At 72.3% G+C, this 16,229-nt stretch carries 14 protein-coding genes and 1 pseudogene; 10 read left to right on the top strand and 5 right to left on the bottom strand.

Annotation, left to right across the window (positions count from 1 at the left end):
- Positions 1 to 64: 64 nt before the first annotated feature.
- A complete protein-coding gene (locus ACWGE1_RS13130; RefSeq protein WP_453420580.1) occupies positions 65 to 1,312 on the bottom strand; it encodes a sensor histidine kinase in 1,248 nt (415 codons plus the stop codon).
- 41 nt (positions 1,313 to 1,353) lie between these two features.
- Complete coding sequence (cseB, locus tag ACWGE1_RS13135) at positions 1,354 to 2,079, bottom strand: two-component system response regulator CseB (RefSeq protein WP_453420581.1); 726 nt, start codon at positions 2,077 to 2,079, stop codon at positions 1,354 to 1,356.
- Between the two features lie 351 nt (positions 2,080 to 2,430).
- Here cseB and ACWGE1_RS13140 point away from each other — a divergent pair, with 351 nt between their 5' ends.
- Both ACWGE1_RS13140 and ACWGE1_RS13145 read left to right on the top strand, forming a co-directional pair.
- The gene (locus ACWGE1_RS13140; protein ID WP_453420582.1) at positions 2,431 to 3,369 is read left to right on the top strand and encodes a beta-ketoacyl-ACP synthase III; all 939 of its coding nucleotides are present in this window, start codon (positions 2,431 to 2,433) and stop codon (positions 3,367 to 3,369) included.
- A gap of 38 nt (positions 3,370 to 3,407) precedes the next feature.
- The gene (locus ACWGE1_RS13145; RefSeq protein ID WP_453420583.1) at positions 3,408 to 4,142 is read left to right on the top strand and encodes a thioesterase II family protein; all 735 of its coding nucleotides are present in this window, start codon (positions 3,408 to 3,410) and stop codon (positions 4,140 to 4,142) included.
- 92 nt (positions 4,143 to 4,234) lie between these two features.
- Here ACWGE1_RS13145 and ACWGE1_RS13150 read toward each other — a convergent pair whose 3' ends face one another.
- Positions 4,235 to 5,512, bottom strand: a complete 1,278-nt coding sequence (locus ACWGE1_RS13150) for a M6 family metalloprotease domain-containing protein (protein WP_453420584.1) — start codon at positions 5,510 to 5,512, stop codon at positions 4,235 to 4,237.
- Between the two features lie 269 nt (positions 5,513 to 5,781).
- Between ACWGE1_RS13150 and ACWGE1_RS13155 the strand changes: the two genes are divergently transcribed.
- The 4 genes from ACWGE1_RS13155 to ACWGE1_RS13170 all read left to right on the top strand — a co-directional run bounded on the left by ACWGE1_RS13155 (position 5,782) and on the right by ACWGE1_RS13170 (position 10,464).
- Entirely contained in the window at positions 5,782 to 6,498 is a 717-nt protein-coding gene (locus ACWGE1_RS13155; RefSeq protein WP_453420585.1) for a TetR/AcrR family transcriptional regulator, read from the top strand.
- A gap of 62 nt (positions 6,499 to 6,560) precedes the next feature.
- Entirely contained in the window at positions 6,561 to 8,093 is a 1,533-nt protein-coding gene (locus ACWGE1_RS13160; RefSeq protein ID WP_453420586.1) for an MFS transporter, read from the top strand.
- Positions 8,094 to 8,214: 121 nt separating this feature from the next.
- Entirely contained in the window at positions 8,215 to 8,976 is a 762-nt protein-coding gene (locus ACWGE1_RS13165; RefSeq protein ID WP_453420594.1) for a dioxygenase family protein, read from the top strand.
- Between the two features lie 510 nt (positions 8,977 to 9,486).
- Positions 9,487 to 10,464, top strand: a complete 978-nt coding sequence (locus ACWGE1_RS13170) for a sigma-70 family RNA polymerase sigma factor (protein WP_453420587.1) — start codon at positions 9,487 to 9,489, stop codon at positions 10,462 to 10,464.
- A gap of 86 nt (positions 10,465 to 10,550) precedes the next feature.
- On the opposite strand, the gene ACWGE1_RS13175 is transcribed toward ACWGE1_RS13170, so the two are convergent.
- Positions 10,551 to 11,522: a helix-turn-helix transcriptional regulator gene (locus ACWGE1_RS13175; RefSeq protein WP_453420588.1), complete on the bottom strand. Its 972-nt coding sequence runs from the start codon at positions 11,520 to 11,522 to the stop codon at positions 10,551 to 10,553.
- A gap of 62 nt (positions 11,523 to 11,584) precedes the next feature.
- Here ACWGE1_RS13175 and ACWGE1_RS13180 point away from each other — a divergent pair, with 62 nt between their 5' ends.
- The 3 genes and pseudogenes from ACWGE1_RS13180 (at position 11,585) to ACWGE1_RS13190 (ending at position 14,583) form a co-directional block, all read left to right on the top strand.
- A complete protein-coding gene (locus ACWGE1_RS13180) occupies positions 11,585 to 13,147 on the top strand; it encodes an MFS transporter (protein WP_453420589.1) in 1,563 nt (520 codons plus the stop codon).
- Positions 13,148 to 13,373: 226 nt separating this feature from the next.
- Positions 13,374 to 13,550 (top strand): annotated as a pseudogene (locus ACWGE1_RS13185) (D-beta-D-heptose 1-phosphate adenosyltransferase); the annotation flags it as partial.
- An 82-nt stretch (positions 13,551 to 13,632) separates the two neighbouring features.
- Positions 13,633 to 14,583: a 1-phosphofructokinase family hexose kinase gene (locus ACWGE1_RS13190; RefSeq protein ID WP_453420590.1), complete on the top strand. Its 951-nt coding sequence runs from the start codon at positions 13,633 to 13,635 to the stop codon at positions 14,581 to 14,583.
- Positions 14,584 to 14,595: 12 nt separating this feature from the next.
- On the opposite strand, the gene ACWGE1_RS13195 is transcribed toward ACWGE1_RS13190, so the two are convergent.
- Positions 14,596 to 15,366 carry a DUF6227 family protein gene (locus tag ACWGE1_RS13195; RefSeq protein WP_453420591.1) on the bottom strand — a complete coding sequence of 257 codons (771 nt, stop codon included), beginning with the start codon at positions 15,364 to 15,366 and terminating at the stop codon, positions 14,596 to 14,598.
- Between the two features lie 192 nt (positions 15,367 to 15,558).
- Between ACWGE1_RS13195 and ACWGE1_RS13200 the strand changes: the two genes are divergently transcribed.
- Positions 15,559 to 16,200 carry a vitamin K epoxide reductase family protein gene (locus ACWGE1_RS13200; RefSeq protein ID WP_453420592.1) on the top strand — a complete coding sequence of 214 codons (642 nt, stop codon included), beginning with the start codon at positions 15,559 to 15,561 and terminating at the stop codon, positions 16,198 to 16,200.
- The last annotated feature ends 29 nt before the right edge of the window (positions 16,201 to 16,229 follow it).

Consider the following 16,229-nt stretch of genomic DNA (forward strand, 5'->3'; position numbering starts at 1 on the left):
CGTCGTGTATCGGACCGCGCGCCGTCCCGCAGCAGTTGTGTACGGGGGTGCTGCGGCCGACCGGTCAGCGCGGGAGGCGCAGGGTGGCCACCGCGCCGCCGTCCGGGGCGTTGTCCAGGCGCAGCTCGGCGCCGAGCACCCGGGCCTGCCCCAGGGCGATGGTCAGGCCGAGGCCGTGCCCCGCGCCGCGCTCCGCGGCGCCGGTGCGGAAGCGCTGCGGGCCGCCCCGCAGCAGGTCCGCGGGGAAGCCGGGGCCGTGGTCGCGCACGACGACGGTGCGCCCCTCGACGGTGACCTCCACCGGGGCGCGTCCGTGCCGGTGCGCGTTGATGACGAGGTTGCCGACGATCCGCTCCAGACGGCGCGGGTCGGTCTCCACGGACTCCCCGGACCCTCCCGGTTCCCCGGTCTCCACCCCGGTGTCGAGGCCGGTACGGGTCACCGCCTCGCGGACCACCGCGCCGAGCGGGACCCGGGCGTGCACCGGCGCCTCCGCGCCGGCGTCCAGCCGGGAGATCTCCAGCAGGTCCTCGACCAGGCCGCGCAGATCGCGTACGCGGGCCCGGAGCAGGTCCTCCGTCTCACCGGGCGGCAGCAGGTCGGCGGCGGCCAGCAGACCGCCGACGGGGGTGCGCAGCTCGTGGGCCACGTCGGCCGTGAACTGCCGCTCGATGCGCAGCCGTCGGCCGAGGCTGTCGGCCATGAGGTCGACGGTCGCGGCGATGTCGGTCACCTCGTCCCGGCCCCGGGCACCGTCCCCGGCGTGACCCGCGGCGGGTCCGGTGCGGGCGTCGAGGTCCCCGGCGGAGATCCGGCCCGCGGTCTCGGCGACCCGGCGCAGCCGGCGGGCGACCAGCCCGGCCCCGTAGACCGCCAGGGGCAGGGCCGCGGCGAGCGAGACCAGGGAGGCCACCGCCATGCTCGCGTCGAGGCGGCGCAGGTCGTGCAGTTGCGGGCTCATGTTGACCCGGACGGCCAGCACCGGGCTGCCCGGGCCGGCGACCCGCTGGGCGGCCCAGGCGCTCGGCCCCAGGTTCCCCTCGACGCGCCCGTCGTGGGCCACCCGCCGGTCGCCGTCGGCCGGGTGGCGCAGGGCGGCGGGCAGCTCGGCCGGGTCGAGCTCGGCACCGCCCGCCAGCGTTCCGGTGCGCCGGTAGACGTCCATGGCGGAGTACACCGCGTTGTAGGCATCCCTCTCGGCCCGGTCGCGGATGTCCTGGGCGGTCCACAGGTGGACGAGTACGCCCACCGCGAGGGCGACCAGGCATGCCGTGGCGGCCGCCAGCGCGGCGATCTTCCAGCGCAGGGGCACACGGGCCGGCCACCGCGGACGGCGTGGGGAGTGCACCGGCCTCAGCGCCTGAGCTTGTAGCCGAAGCCGCGGACCGTCTCGATCCGCTCCCGGCCCAGTTTCCTGCGCAGGCGCTGCACGGCCAGGTCCACGACCCGGCTGTCGCCGTCCCAGCCGTAGTCCCAGACGTTGCGCAGCAGGGTGTGCCGCTCCAGCACGATGCCCGGGCTGGCGGCGAACTCCAGCAGCAGCTTCAGCTCGGTGGGGGTGAGCGCCACCGGGCTCCCGGCGACGGACACCTCCATCCCGGCGGTGTCGATGGTCAGTTCCCCGAAGACCAGGACGTCCTCCCGGCCGGCGGCCGGCTCGCCGCCGGGGGCGGGCGCGTAGGCCGCCCGCCGCAGCAGTGAGCGGATGCGTGCCACGAGGACGTACGTGTCCACGGGCTTGACCACGTAGTCGTCGGCCCCGGCCTCCAGGCCGGCGACGACGTCGAGGCCGTCGCCGCGGGCGGACATCATCAGCACCGGGACCAGGCTGCTCTCCCGGACGCGGCGGCACAGGCCGATCCCGTCGAGGCCGGGCAGCATGACGTCGAGGATCAGCAGGTCGAAGTCCTCGTCGTCGCGGAAGTGCTCCAGCCCCGTCAGCCCGTCGGCGGCGGCCGTGACCCGGTAGCCGTAGCGTTCGAGGGCGACGGCGAAGGACCGGCGCATCAGGTCGTCGTCCTCGACCAGCAGCACGCGGACCGGAGACGGAGAGTCCGGGGCCGGGGCTGACGGGGGCACGGGCGGGACTCCTGTTCGTACGGGGGTGCAGTCGGCCGGGCGGAGCGCCGCTCCGGCGCGAACCCACACGCGGCCGGCGACCCGGAAGGAACGATACGGGAGACACCGGACGCGGCCACCGCCGTCGGGGCCGGGCGCGCGGTTCGACGGGAGGCCGAGCACCCGGTGATACACGGCGGATACAAACGCCGGTTCCGCCCGGACGCCGACGACGTCGCGGGCGGCCCGCCGGGGCGGCTTCCACACCGTCGAGGTTGGCCGGAACACGACAGGGCGATCGGCCCGCTGCATAGGCTGACCATGGGTCAATCAGGATCCTTACCGGGGTTCATGGAGCGAGGAGAAACACTGATGGTCGGGTCGCGCGTCCTTTCCTTCGGTCACTACCAGCCGCCAAAGGTCATGACCAACGCCGATCTGGAGCGGTTGGTCGAGACCAGCGACGAGTGGATCCAGAGCCGGGTCGGGATCAGGACGCGCCATGTGGCGGCCGAGGACGAGTCGGTTTCGGACATGGCCACGAAAGCCGCGGAGCACGCCCTGGCCAATGCCGGACTCACCGGGGCGGACATAGATTTCGTCATCGTGGCCACCTGCACGGCGCTGGACCGCTCGCCCAACACGGCGGCCCGGGTGGCCGCCGCGGTCGGGGCGCAGGCTCCCGCCGCCATCGACGTGAACACGGCGTGCTCCGGGTTCCCGCACGCCATGGCGCTGGCCGACCAGAGCATCAGGGCGGGCTCCGCCACGAAGGCCCTGGTCATCGGGGTGGAGAAGCTCACCGACTTCGCCGACTGGACCGACCGCACCACCTGTGTCCTCATCGGCGACGGTGCGGGCGCGGCCGTCGTGGTGGCCTCCGAGGAGCCGGAGATCAGCCCCGTGGTGTGGGGGTCCGTACCCGGGATGGGCCGGGCCGTGCGCATCGAGGCGCCGTCCAACACCTTCGCCCAGGAAGGCCAGTCGGTCTACCGATGGGCCACCACGGCGCTGCCCGCGGTGGCGCTCGAGGTGTGCGAGCGGGCCGGGGTGAAGCCGGAGGAGCTCGGCGGCGTCGTCCTGCACCAGGCCAACCTGCGGATCATCGAACCCCTCGCCCGCAAGATAGGCGCGGTCAACGCCGTCATAGCCAAGGACGTCGTCGACTCCGGCAACACCTCGGCCGCGAGCATCCCGCTGGCGCTGTCCAAGCTCATCGAGCGGGGTGCCATCGAGAAGGGATCGCCCGTCCTGCTCTTCGCGTTCGGCGGGGGCCTGTCCTACGCCGGCCAGATCATCAACTGCCCGTGACCGGGGGATTCGGTAGGACGGCGGGGAAATCCTCCGCCGTGCCGTGGTGGCCGGAGCTGCGGCTGCCGGACGCGGCGATCGCGCCCCGGACGCGGCTGCTGGTGTTCCCGCATTCCGGAGCCGGCCCCAACACGCTGTTCCCCGTGGTCGGGCCGCTGCCCGCCCACGTGGAAGTGCTCGGGCTCTCGCTGCCCGGTCGCGAGCGCCGGTTCGGTGAGCCGCCCGGCTGCCGCCTCGACCAGGTCCTGGACTCCGTCTCCGACGAGGTGCTCGGCCGTGATCCGCTGCCCACGGTGGTCTTCGGGCACAGCCTCGGCGCGCTCCTCGCCGCCCGCGCCGCACGCCTGCTCGGCCCGCACTGCCGGGCGGCCGTCCTCAGCGGTCAGGTACCGGGCCGGACTCCGCGCCGGGCCCATGCCACCACCACCGAGGAGGACGCCGTCCGGCTGCTGAGGGACGGCGGGGGCACCCCGGAGTGGGTCCTGCACGATCCGGAGATGCTGGCCCACGTGACGCGCGTCCTGCGGGCCGACCTCGAACTGAGCAGGGAGGCCGCGGCGGGGTTCGAGGACGTACGGCTCGACGTGCCCCTGCACGTGCTGGGCGGCACGGCGGATCCACTGGTCCCGCACGGGCCGCTGGACGACTGGGCCGCCCACACGACCGCGGCGTTCCAGGTGCTCCGGTTCGACGGAGACCACTTCTTCCTGCTGGACGGGCAGCACCGCCCCACGGTCGTGGACGTCCTGCGCAGCGCGCTCGCGCAGGACTGACGGGGCGCCGGGGCATCAGACCGCGTCCGCGGGACCGCCGCCGCGGGGACGGCCCGCGGCGGCGGCCCTCACGCATGCCCGGCGGGGCCTCCTCAGGGCCGGATGATGCGGACCTGGTAGCTGCCGTTGCGCAGTTCACCCACCACGGACACGCTGATGCCCGCCTTCTCGTCGGTGAAGGTCTCGCCCGGCCGGAACGGCGCGTCCGACAGTTCCGCGTGCACATTGGGCCGCCGGGTGCAGCCCCCGCTCGCGTTCGCGCTGTCCGACACCGTCACCGGGCCCTGCCCGGTGTCCACGTCGGAGTCCACCTTGTAGATGAGGACGCCGGGCTTGCAGACGGCCTCGTCGTTCCCGGCCCGGGTCCGCACCTCCACCGCGTACCCGACGCTCTCCGACAGCGGGACGAAGGCCAGCTTGGTGCCGCCCCGCACCCCGAGCGGGGAGAGGGTGTGGTCACTGGTGCCCGGCTTGGCGGCGCAGCTGATCTGCGTGCTGTCCAGCCAGCCCAGCTTCCACTTGTGCCAGCCCATGAGGTCGTTGTTGGCACCCCAGTCCTCACTCATGATGTCCCAGTGCCCGACCGTGCTCCCGCCGTCGGAGGTGTAGAGGTCGGGCAGTCCGAAGACGTGCCCGTTCTCGTGCGGGAGCACCCGGTAGCCGGTCTCCCGGTAGGTGCCGGAGCCGTCGTCCTGCCGGCTGTAGACGAAGGACGTGTTGGCCAGCGGCACCCCGTCGGCGACCGGCGCCTCGCCGTTGCCCGAGAAAGTCACCGACAGGACGGTGTCCAGGGCGGACGGACCGGCGTTCGGCGTGACCAGGATGTTGATCAGGTCGTACCGGCTGAAGTCCACCTCGGGGTCGGCGGCCTTCGCGATGTGTTCGACGAGCTGCCGGTAGCCCGGCTCGTAGGCGGACCCGCGCTCTATCCCGTATGCCGCGAAGGGCATCGGCATCCGCAGCCAGCCCTTTATCGGCGCCTCGGCCCGGTAGGCCAGCCGACCGTAGGAGCTGGTGCGGAACCAGTCTGCCGTCTGGGGGAAGAACTCAGCCATCCGGTCCGCGGCCGTGCCCTCGCCCTTGGCGTCGGGGAAATCGATCATCAGGTTCAGGGCCCGGATCTCGCCGGTCGAGCGCGAGTACCCGGGAGGGGTCGGCATGCCCTCGGACATCTGCACACCCATGGTGCCCGCGATCCGGCAGGGCGCGAGAGCCGATTCGACGGTCGTGGCCACCGCTCCCGCCGCCGAGTGGCCGCGGCCGGATATGCCCGTGCTCGCGGTCGTCGTGACGCCGAGGGCCAGCGCGGTCAGGCCGATGTACGCGCTGGTGCGGCGTGGTTTGCGTATCCGCCGGCGGGTCTGCGGCATGGAGATCGCCTTCGGGTCCGCGGCAGCCGGCCCTGCCCGGTCTGCGCTCTGTTCGATCACCCTCCGCCGGGCGCGCCGCGCCCGCGCGTCGAAGGAGGCCGAACGTGGACGGGGTCGTGGCGCAGGTCACACGGACGAGTGAAATAACCGGGGACCGGTTCCCCGTTTGTACGTGAGTCCCGCTAAGCGGGGAGCGGTTCCCCGTTTGGGCGGGGTGGCCGCGCCGTCCGCACCACGAGCCCGCGAGTCCGCGCCAGGGAGGCCCCGCAATGAAGCGCTCCACCAGCACCGCCACGGTGGCCCGACCCGCCCCCGCGGCCACCGCGGACCCGGCGCCGGCGCAGTCGCAGGTGCCCGCGAGCGCCGTCCCCCGCCCGCGTGCGGACGCCGTCCGCAACCGGGAGCGGATCCTGGCGGCGGCCCGCGAGGCATTCGTGGAGTCCGGCTCCGCGATCCCCTTCGACGAGGTGGCCCGCCGGGCCGGCATCGGCAATGCCACGCTCTACCGGCACTTCCCCGACCGGCCCACCCTCGTCCACCACGTCGTGCTCTTCACGATGGGCCGGGTGACGGCCTCGGCCGAGGACTCCCTCGCCGAGGAGCCCGACGCCTTCGCCGCGTTGTGCCGGTTCACGCACGCGGCCGCGGACGAGCGGATCGGCGCCCTGTGCCCGATGCTCGCCGACGGCTTCGACGGCGAGCACCCCGAACTCCTCGCGGCGCGCACCGCGTTGGAGGAGGCCGTTGTGACCCTGCTGGCCGCGGGCCAGGACGCCGGACTGGTCCGCACGGACATCGGCGTCGGCGACCTGATGGTCGCCCTGTCCCAGCTCAGCCGCCCCCTCCCGGGCACGGGGTGCCTCGACACCGACCGCTTCGCCCACCGCCATCTCCAGCTCTTCCTGGACGGGTTGCGGGCCCCGGCCCGCTCCGAGCTCCCGGGTTCGGCGGCCACTCTGGACGACCTGCGGCAGAAAACCATGTGACCCGCACAAAGCTTAAGAACTAGCCTTTTTCAGTCATTCCGCACAGTGAAGTGGGTACCCCCATGTCAAAAACAGCCGCGACTCTCGCGCCGGCTGCCGATCCCAGCCGCTGGAAGGCACTCGTCTTCATAGCCCTGGCCCAGCTGATGGTCGTCCTCGACGCGACCATCGTGAACATCGCCCTCCCCTCCGCCCAGACCGACCTCGGCATCTCGGACGGCAACCGCCAGTGGGTCATCACCGCGTACGCCCTGGCCTTCGGTGGACTGCTGCTCTTCGGCGGCCGCATCGCCGACAAGTGGGGCCGTAAGAACGCCTTCGTCGTCGGCCTCATCGGCTTCGCCCTGGCCTCCGCGCTCGGCGGCGCCGCGAACGGCGAGGCCATGATGCTCGGCGCCCGCGCCCTCCAGGGTGCCTTCGGTGCGCTGCTCGCACCGGCCGCCCTGTCGCTGCTCGCGGTCATGTTCACCGACGCCAAGGAGCGCGCCAAGGCCTTCGGCATCTACGGTGCGATCGCGGGCGGCGGCGGCGCCGTCGGCCTGATCCTCGGCGGTTTCCTGACCGAGTACCTCAACTGGCGCTGGACCTTCTTCGTCAACATCCCGTTCGCGATCGTCGCGGCCGTCGGTGCCTGGATGGTCATCCGAGAGCCCGCCGGGTCCCGCAACCGCGCGCCGCTCGACATCCCGGGCGTGGTCCTGTCCACCCTCGGTCTCGTCGCGCTCGTGTACGGCTTCACCCGCGCCGAGTCGGCCGGCTGGTCGGACGCCCTGACGGTCACCATGTTCGTCGGCTCGGTGCTGCTGCTCGCCGCCTTCGTCCTCGTCGAGTCCAGGGTGAAGTCCCCGCTGCTGCCGCTGCGCGTCCTGCTGGAGCGCAACCGCGGTGGCGTCTACCTCTCGCTCGGCCTCGCCGTCATCTCGATGTTCGGCCTGTTCCTCTTCCTCACCTACTACCTGCAGGTCGTGAAGGGCTTCTCGCCCGTCAAGACCGGCTTCGCCTTCCTGCCGATGATCGCGGGCATGATCACGGGCTCCACCCAGATCGGCGCCCGCCTGATGACCCGCGTCCCGCCGCGCCTGCTGATGGGCCCGGGCTTCCTGGTCGCCGCCCTCGGCATGCTGCTGCTGACCCAGCTGGAGGTCGGGTCCTCCTACCCGGCGCTGATCCTGCCGGCGCAGCTGCTGCTGGGCCTCGGCATGGGCACGGCGTTCATGCCGGCGATGTCCCTGGCCACGCACGGGGTGAACCCGGCCGATGCCGGTGTCGCCTCCGCCATGGTCAACACCTCGCAGCAGGTCGGCGGCGCCATCGGCACCGCGCTGCTGAACACCATCGCCGCCTCGGCGACCACCGCCTACCTGGCCGACCACGCGGCCCAGGCCGCGGCGGGCGGCCCGGCCGGGCAGCTGGTCCAGGCGCAGGCCATGGTCGAGGGCTACGCCTCCGCCATCTGGTGGGCGGTCGGCATCCTGGTCGCCAGCTCGGCCATCGCCCTGGCGCTGATCAACACCGGCCGTCCGGGTGCGGGCGGCCCGGTGGCCTCCGGCTCCGGCGCGGACGCAGAGCTCAAGGTCCCGGTGATCGCCCACTGACCCGGGCCGGGTGCCCCCGGGAATGACTGATGACCCCACCTCGTTCAAATTTGAACGAGGTGGGGTTAGTCTGTTTTCACTACGTGTTTCAACTACCCGGAGGAGCGCCCACGTGACCCGCATGCCGGTCCTGTACCTGAGCCACGGCGCACCCCCGCTGGCCGACGACCCGATCTGGCCGGGCGAGCTCGCCGCCTGGTCCGCCGGCCTGCCGCGCCCCCGGGCGATCCTGATGGTCTCCGCGCACTGGGAGGAGGCCCCGCTCGCCCTCGGGGCCACCGAGCGCGCCCCGCTCGTGTACGACTTCTGGGGCTTCCCGGAGCACTACTACGAGGTCCGCTACGACGCCCCCGGCGCCCCGGAGCTCGCCGCCTCGGTCCGCAAGCTGCTGCGGGCCCCCGGCACCCCGGTCCAGGACATCCCGGACCGCGGCCTCGACCACGGGGCGTACGTCCCGCTGGTGGAGATGTTCCCGGAGGCCGACGTCCCGGTGCTCCAGATATCCTTGCCGACGCTGGACCCGCGCCGCCTGATGGACATCGGCCGCAAGCTGGCGCCGCTGCGCGACGAGGGCGTACTGATCGTCGGCAGCGGGTTCTTCACCCACAACCTGGCCGCGCTGCGGCACGCGGGCGTCCCCGCCTGGTCGGCCGAGTTCGACGCGTGGGGGAGCGAGGCGCTCGCCTCGGGCGACCTGGACTCCCTGCTCGACTTCGAGCGCAGGGCCCCGGCGGGCCGCCTGGCCCACCCCCGTACGGAGCACTTCGCCCCGCTCTTCGTCACCCTCGGCGCGGCCGAGGCCTCGGGCGACCTCGCCGCCCGCCGCGACCCGGTGACCGGCTTCTGGATGGGCCTCTCGAAGCGCTCCCTCCAGTTCGGCTAGGAGGTGCGGCCCGGACCGGTGATGTCCTCCCCGACGGTGAACCCCTTGGCGGGCCCTTCCGGGACGGTCGGCGCGGGGTCCGATTTCATCTTGAACGCGGTGCTTGTGGGCTATTCGGGCATTCGATCGTCGGTCCAGGCAACCGGAAGCCGGCGAGAGCCGTCTTCAGGGGCGAATGGGGCCGTGTCAATGGTGATGGCGGTCTCAAAGGTTTGGTGGAGGTAAAGACCCGCACGCACCTCCGGATTTGCCTTTGCGCCGGTCCTGACCTGCGCTCATTCGGGATCCGAAGGTGTTCCGGCTCCGCCGGGGACGCGGCGCGGCGGGGCAGGATACTGCAAGATCTCGAAAAAGAGAGAGCAGCGTGGGAATTCTGTCCCGATTCCAGTCGTTGTTTCCTTCGGAAGCGGGCACTCGGGAGAGTGTCCGTGACGCACCGGACCGGCTGGCAGCCGTCCCGGAGGCGTCCACCAGCCGCACCGCGACCGAACACTTCGCAAGGGAGCACGCATGGCAACCCGCGCCGTCGCCCGTCGTCAGTCCACGAGCAGCGCCCGCGCTGTGGGCGGGGAGATCGCAGACCGCGACCTGGTCGGCATGTACCTGGACGAGATCGCGCGCACCCCGCTGCTCGACGCCGCCAAGGAAGTGGAGCTCTCCCAGATCATCGAGGCGGGCGTCTACGCCCAGCAGATCCTCGAAGGCGCGATAGAGCGGGACGGGGACACCCCGGCCCGCGAGGAGCTGGAGGCGCTGGCCGCCGAGGGCGAGCGCGCCAAGGAAGTCTTCATCCGCTCGAACCTGCGCCTCGTCGTGGCCGTCGCCCGGCGCTACCCGCGCAGCGGTCTGCCCCTCCTCGACCTGATCCAGGAGGGCAACGCGGGCCTGGTCCGCGCGGTCGAGAAGTTCGACTATGCCAAGGGCTTCAAGTTCTCCACCTACGCCACGTGGTGGATCCGGCAGGCGATCACCCGGTCCATCGCGGACCAGTCCCGCACCATCCGCCTCCCCGTCCACCTGGTCGAGGAGCTCGGCCGGATCCGGCGCGTCCAGCGCGAATTCAACCGCGAGAACGGCCGCGACCCGGAGCACGCCGAGATCGCCGCCGAGCTGGACTCGACGGAGAAGCGCGTGGGTGACGTACTGGACTGGGCGAGAGACCCGGTCAGCCTCAACATGGGCGTCGACGACGACGGCGACACCCAGTTCGGTGACCTGCTGGAGGACACCTCGGCGATCTCGCCCGAGCAGTCCGTGCTCTCGCTGCTGCGCAGCGAGGAGCTGGAGGACCTGCTGGGCAAGCTCGACCAGCGCACGGCGTCGATCATCAAGATGCGGTACGGCATCGACGACGGCCGCGAGCGGACCCTGACGGAGGTCGGCAAGCAGCACGGCCTGACCCGGGAGCGGATCCGCCAGATCGAGAAGCACGCGCTGCTGGAGCTGAAGCGGATGGCGCGCGACACCGGCTTCGACGCCGTGGCCTAGAGCGGCCCGCGGCCAAGCCCCCCATACGAGCCCCGGTGCCTATCCCCCCCAGGCGCCGGGGCTCCCTCCTGCCCGGCGCGATCCGGCTACGGCGCCGCAGCCGCGGTGAGGCGCGCGGCCAGCGCCCCGGCCGCCGCCCGGAGCGCCTCCGGCTCCCGCACGGTGAACGGCAGCCCCGTCAGGGCGAGCCGCGCCACCATCCACTCCGGCGCGTCCGCGCTCTCGAAGCGCACCGTGGTCGTCTCCCCGTCGGCCCCGTCGGCCCCGGCTCCCGGCAGGACCGCGGCCCGCAGCCAGGCGGGCAGCTGCGCCGGGCCGGCCGCGAAACTGACCTCCACCTGGTGGGGCTGCTTCTCCCTGCCCCGCAGCCCCCGCCGCACGAACTCCTCCGCCTCCATCGGCAGGTCCCGCCGCGCGAACCGGGCCCCCGTCGCGAACGCCTCGTCGACCCGGTCCACCCGGAAGGTCCGCCAGTCCTCGCGCTCCAGGTCGTAGGCGACCAGGTACCACCGGCTCCCCGTGCTCACCAGCCGGTACGGCTCCACCAGCCGCCGCGTCTCGGCGCCGTTCCCCGCCCGGTAGGCGAACCGCAGCCGCTCCGACCCCGCCACCGCCGCCGCCATCACCGTCAGCGTCCGCGGGTCCACGCTCGCCCCGTCCCCCCGCGTCAGCGCGATCGTGGCCGACTGCAGCGCGCTCACCCGGTGCCGCAGCCGCGAGGGCAGGACCTGCTCCAGCTTCGCCAGGGCCCGTACGGAGGCCTCCTCGACCCCCTCGATCGCATGCCCGGCCCCCGCCCGCAGCCCCACCGCGATCGCCACGGCCTCCTCGTCGTCGAGCAGCAGCGGGGGCATCGCCGCCCCCGCCACCAGCCGGTACCCGCCCTCGGCGCCCAGCGTGGCCTCCACCGGGTAGCCGAGGTCCCGCAGTCGCTCGATGTCGCGCCGGATGGTCCGCGCGCTCACCCGCAGCCGCTGCGCCAGCTCGCTCCCGGGCCATTCGCGCGGGGTCTGGAGGAGGGAGAGGAGGGAGAGCAGCCGTGCGGGTGTGTCGGTCATGAATCAAGGCTGCCAGCGAAATAGGACACGGACTGACCTATACCCCGTCTAAGTTTCTTCCCATGAGCACCGAGACGTCCAAGACATCGCCCGAAAGAGAGAACGGGCCCATACAAGAAGAGCGGAACGACGTAGCCCACGACGCACCCAGCTCGCCCGCCGACCGCCGCCGCTGGCTGGCGCTCGCCATCGTGATGACCGCGGCCTTCATGGACCTGGTCGACGTCACGATCGTCAACATAGCCATCCGCACCATGCGTGAGGACTTCGGCGCCTCCACCAGCGCGATCCAGTGGATCACCGCGGGCTATGCCCTCGCCTTCGCCGCCGGCCTGATCACCGGCGGCCGTCTCGGTGACATCTACGGCCGCAAGCGGATCTTCCTCGTCGGCATCGCCGGCTTCACCGTGGCCTCGCTGCTCTGCGGCATCGCCGGCACCCCGGACGTGCTGGTCGCCGCCCGTCTCCTCCAGGGCGCCATGGCCGCCCTGATGGTGCCGCAGGTCCTGGCGATCATCCACGTCACCTTCCCGCCGCAGGAGCGCGGCAAGGTCTTCGGCATGTTCGGAGCGATCGTCGGTCTCGCCGCCGTCTCGGGCCCGCTGCTCGGCGCGCTGCTCATCGAGTGGGACCTCTTCGGCCTCGGCTGGCGCCCGATCTTCCTGATCAACCTGCCCGTCGGCATCATGGGCGTGATCCTGGGCCGCAAGTTCATCGCCGAGTCCAAGGCCCCGCAGGCACTGCGCCTGGACCTGATCGGTGTCGTCCTCGCCACCCTCGCCCTGGTCCTGCTGATCTTCCCGCTGACCCACGGCCACGAGAACGACTGGCCGCTGTGGGGCTTCGTCTGCATGATCGCGGCGCCGTTCGTCTTCGCCGCCTTCATCGCCTACGAGAAGTACAAGATCAAGAAGGACGGCTCCCCGCTCGTCGAGCTCTCCCTCTTCAAGGTCAAGAGCTTCGCCGGCGGCATCGCCGTCCAGCTGACCTTCGGCATCGCCACCGGCATCTTCTTCCTGGTCTGGACGATGTACATGCAGATGGGCCTCGGCTGGAGCGTGCTGCGGGCCGGCCTCACCGGCATCCCGTTCTCCATCGCGGTCTCGGTCGCCGCGGGTCTCTCGGTCGAGAAGCTCGTCCCCCGCTTCGGCCGCAAGGTGCTCCAGGCGGGCGCGCTGGTCATGGCCGCCGGTCTGCTCCTCTACATCTGGGAGTCGCAGCACTACGGCATGGAGATCGCCTCCTGGCAGATGGCCGCCCCCCTGATCGTCATGGGCGTCGGCATGGGCCTGATCGTGGCCCCGCTGAACGACACCGTGCTCTCCGAGGTGCCGCGCGAACACGCCGGATCCGCCTCTGGCCTGATCAACACCACCGGCCAGATGGGCAACGCGCTCGGACTGGCCCTGACCTCCGTCGTGTTCTTCGGTCTGATCGAGAACGACATGGTCTTCGGTCCGCAGTACGTCGATGCCTTCCGCGGCGCGCTGTGGTGGGTCGTGGCCGTACTGGTCGTGATCTTCGCGCTGATGTTCGTCCTGCCGCGCAGGGCGCTCCCGATGGAGCAGCGCGAGGGCGCCGCCGAGCACACCGACCGCGCCGTCGAGAAGGTTCCGGCCGGCTGAGCCGGTCCTCCGGCGCCACAGCACGGACATGTCCGCCTTCCCGGGCGGGCATGTCCGTTCCTTTTTGTCTCCCTCCGCATGACCGCGTACGGTGGGGTGAAAGTGTTGATTCAGGTACGAAACGGACGTATATCCACATGCATGCACCGGAGCGCCGCCAGGAGAACCTCCGCCTCGCGCGCGAGGCGGGCAGCGTCCACGTGCTCTCCCCCGCCGCCCGGTTCCGGGTGACCGCCGAGGCCGCCGCACCCGCGCCGCCGTCGACGCGTGGGCGCTCGGTGCCGACGCCGAGATCCGCGCCGACGTGCTCCTCCTCGCGGCCGACGGGTTCACGGCCGAGGGCGGCCTGACCGCTCCCGACCTCGCCGAGGCGGCCGCCGAGCGGTCCGCCGCGGCCGCCGCGTCGACCTGTTCAGCACGGACACAAGGCTCACCCCCGCTCACAAGGCGTCGATCGAGGACGCCGGTACGGAAGTTGCGCTCGTATGATCCTCACCGTCACCCCCAACCCCTCCCTCGACCGGACCTACGAGGTCCCGCTGCTGGACCGCGGGCGGGTGCTGCGCGCCGGCGGTGAGCGGGTCGACCCCGGGGGCAAGGGCGTCAACGTCTCCCGCGCGCTGGCCGCGGCGGGCGTCCGTACGACGGCGGTCCTCCCGCTCGGAGGCGCTCCCGGCGTCCTGCTCGCCGAACTCCTCGGCGCGCAGGGCGTGGACGTCACGGCCGTCTCGATCGCCGGCCGGACCCGCTCGAACATCGCGCTCGCCGAACCGGACGGCACCCTCACGAAGATCGACTCGCCCGGTCCGGAGCTCTCGCCCGAGGAATCCGCCCTCCTCCTGGACACCGTCCGCTCCTGGGCCACCGAGGGCGCCTGGATCGCCTGCTGCGGCAGTCTCCCGCGCGGCCCCGGGCACGGGTGGTACGCCGACCTGGTCGACCGGGCGCACGCGGCGGGCGCCCGCATCGCCCTGGATGCCCCGGGCCCCGCACTGCCCGGGGCGCTCGCGGCCCGGCCGGAGGTGATCGGGCCCGACGCGTCCGAGCTGGCGTCGGCGGTGGGACGCCCGCTGCCCACCCTGGGGGACGTGGTCAAGGCCGCGGAGGAGCTCCGCGATCTGGGCGCCGGGGCCGTCCTGGCCTCCCTCGGCGAGGACGGCCTGCTCCTGGTCTCGGCGCAGGGCACCTACTACGGCACCGCCCCGACCCCGGTGGTGCGCAGCAGGGCGGTGGCCGACGACGCCTCACTGGCCGGGTTCCTGATCGCCGGCGGCACCGGCCCGGACGCCCTGGCCTCGGCCCTGGCCCACGGAGCGGCCGCCGTCCAGCTGCCGGGCAGCGCCATGCCGACTCCGGCGGACCTGCGCCCGGACCGGGTCCGCGTCACCGAGGACCCGCCCCTGGACCTCCTGCTGCGCGATCCCGGGACGCCCTGACCCGGCCCCCGCTCACCGGACGCGGGCGCGGAGCTCCATGGCTCCGCGCGCGGCCGCCTCGCTCGCGTACACCTCGCACATGTGGCGCCCGTCCGGCGTCGCCGTGTGCTCGACCTCCCACAGGCTGAGCTCCGTCCCGTCGAGCAGCACGAAGGCGTGCTCGTACAGGCTGAAGCCGGCGCCCCGCCCGTCGGAGAGGCACTGTCGCGCACCGAAGGCCTGCGTGATCTGGTGCGCGTACGCCGACCGCAGCAGCGTCGCCACCGGCTCGCCCGGCCGGTCGGCGTTCTCCGCGCGGCGCAGCACCCGCCGGGCATGGTCGGCGGACTGCTCCACCACGTACTCCCGGTGGCGCTGCACCGGGGCCGAGGCCGCATACAGCGCGCTCAGCGCCGCCACGTCGTTCGCCGGCTCCTCCTCGCCTGGTACCAGCACCGGATCCGGTGAGGCCCCGGCCGCCGCCTCACCGAACAGCCGGGTCACGGCCAGGCAGGTCTCCGCCTTGCTCGCGAAGATCTCGTGCCGGACGGCCCGGTCGCCCACCAGCCGGTACGTCAGCTCCCACAGCGAGACCGAACCGCCGTCGGTCAGCAGGTAGGTGTGCCGGTGGGTCTCCCGCCAGATGCCCGCCTCCGGGCTGTGATGGGTGGTGTAGAGCGAAGAGCTGTGGGCGAGCGCCGTGCCGAGGCGCTCGACCAGCCTGTCCGACAGGTCGAAGGAGTTGAGGGCGCGGCCGAGGAGTCGTTCGAGGTGCGCCTCGGTTGTCTCGTACGGATCGCTCAAGGTGGGTCTCCAGGCCGTCGCAGCTTGTTACTTCGCGGGAGCTCAACGTAACCCCTGCTTCTGACATCACGTCCGGGGTTCGGTAAAACGTCCGGGAAGCATCGGAGGTTCCCGCCACACCTTCAGGTCAACTTGCGTACGGATGTGCATGGTTGGGCCCGTTCTGGGAGGAAGCGCGGGAATATGGGTCACATGGCAACGAATACAGTGGGCCTGCCGCGTCAGCAGGTACGGCCCCGCAGCGGACAAGAGGGCGAACAGAACACCGTGCCGAGGGGGTTGGCCTGGCTGCTGGCCGTCACCGGGGCGGCCGGACTGCTGGCCTCGTGGGTGATCACCCTCGACAAGTTCCTCCTGCTGGAGGACCCGGACTTCAAGCCCGCGTGCAGTCTCAACCCGGTCGTCTCCTGCGGCAGCGTGATGGCGAGCGAGCAGGCGCAGGCCTTCGGCTTCCCCAATCCGATGCTGGGACTCGTCGCGTACGCCGTCGTGGTCTGCGTCGGCGCGGGCCTGCTCGCCGGTGCCCGCCACCACGGCTGGTTCTGGCTCGGACTGAACGCCGGCACCCTCTTCGGGGTCGGCTTCTGCACCTGGCTGATGGTCCAGTCGCTCTACGAGATCAACGCGCTCTGCCTGTGGTGCTGCCTGGCCTGGGTGGCGACCCTGCTGATGTTCTGGGCGGTCACCGCCCACAACGTCCGCACGCGGATCCTGCCCGCCCCGGCCCCGCTGCGGGGCTTCTTCACCGAGTTCGGCTGGGCCCCGCCCGCCCTGCACGTGGGAGTGATCGGCATGCTGATCCTCACCCGCTGGTGGGACTTCTGGACCGGCTGACCGCCGGGGGCGGGACGCGAAGAGGGCCC

Source organism: Streptomyces sp. NPDC054932 (genome assembly GCF_053610205.1).

What these genes read in the sequence shown, in the direction of transcription:
- ACWGE1_RS13200 (WP_453420592.1), top strand. Translation starts at nt 15,559, where the DNA reads ATGGCAACGAATACAGTGGGCCTGCCGCGTCAGCAGGTACGGCCCCGC.
- ACWGE1_RS13170 (WP_453420587.1), top strand. Translation starts at nt 9,487, where the DNA reads ATGGCAACCCGCGCCGTCGCCCGTCGTCAGTCCACGAGCAGCGCCCGC.
- ACWGE1_RS13150 (WP_453420584.1), bottom strand. Translation starts at nt 5,512, where the DNA reads ATGCCGCAGACCCGCCGGCGGATACGCAAACCACGCCGCACCAGCGCG.
- ACWGE1_RS13175 (WP_453420588.1), bottom strand. Translation starts at nt 11,522, where the DNA reads ATGACCGACACACCCGCACGGCTGCTCTCCCTCCTCTCCCTCCTCCAG.
- ACWGE1_RS13140 (WP_453420582.1), top strand. Translation starts at nt 2,431, where the DNA reads ATGGTCGGGTCGCGCGTCCTTTCCTTCGGTCACTACCAGCCGCCAAAG.
- ACWGE1_RS13160 (WP_453420586.1), top strand. Translation starts at nt 6,561, where the DNA reads ATGTCAAAAACAGCCGCGACTCTCGCGCCGGCTGCCGATCCCAGCCGC.
- ACWGE1_RS13155 (WP_453420585.1), top strand. Translation starts at nt 5,782, where the DNA reads ATGAAGCGCTCCACCAGCACCGCCACGGTGGCCCGACCCGCCCCCGCG.
- ACWGE1_RS13165 (WP_453420594.1), top strand. Translation starts at nt 8,215, where the DNA reads ATGCCGGTCCTGTACCTGAGCCACGGCGCACCCCCGCTGGCCGACGAC.
- ACWGE1_RS13180 (WP_453420589.1), top strand. Translation starts at nt 11,585, where the DNA reads ATGAGCACCGAGACGTCCAAGACATCGCCCGAAAGAGAGAACGGGCCC.
- ACWGE1_RS13190 (WP_453420590.1), top strand. Translation starts at nt 13,633, where the DNA reads ATGATCCTCACCGTCACCCCCAACCCCTCCCTCGACCGGACCTACGAG.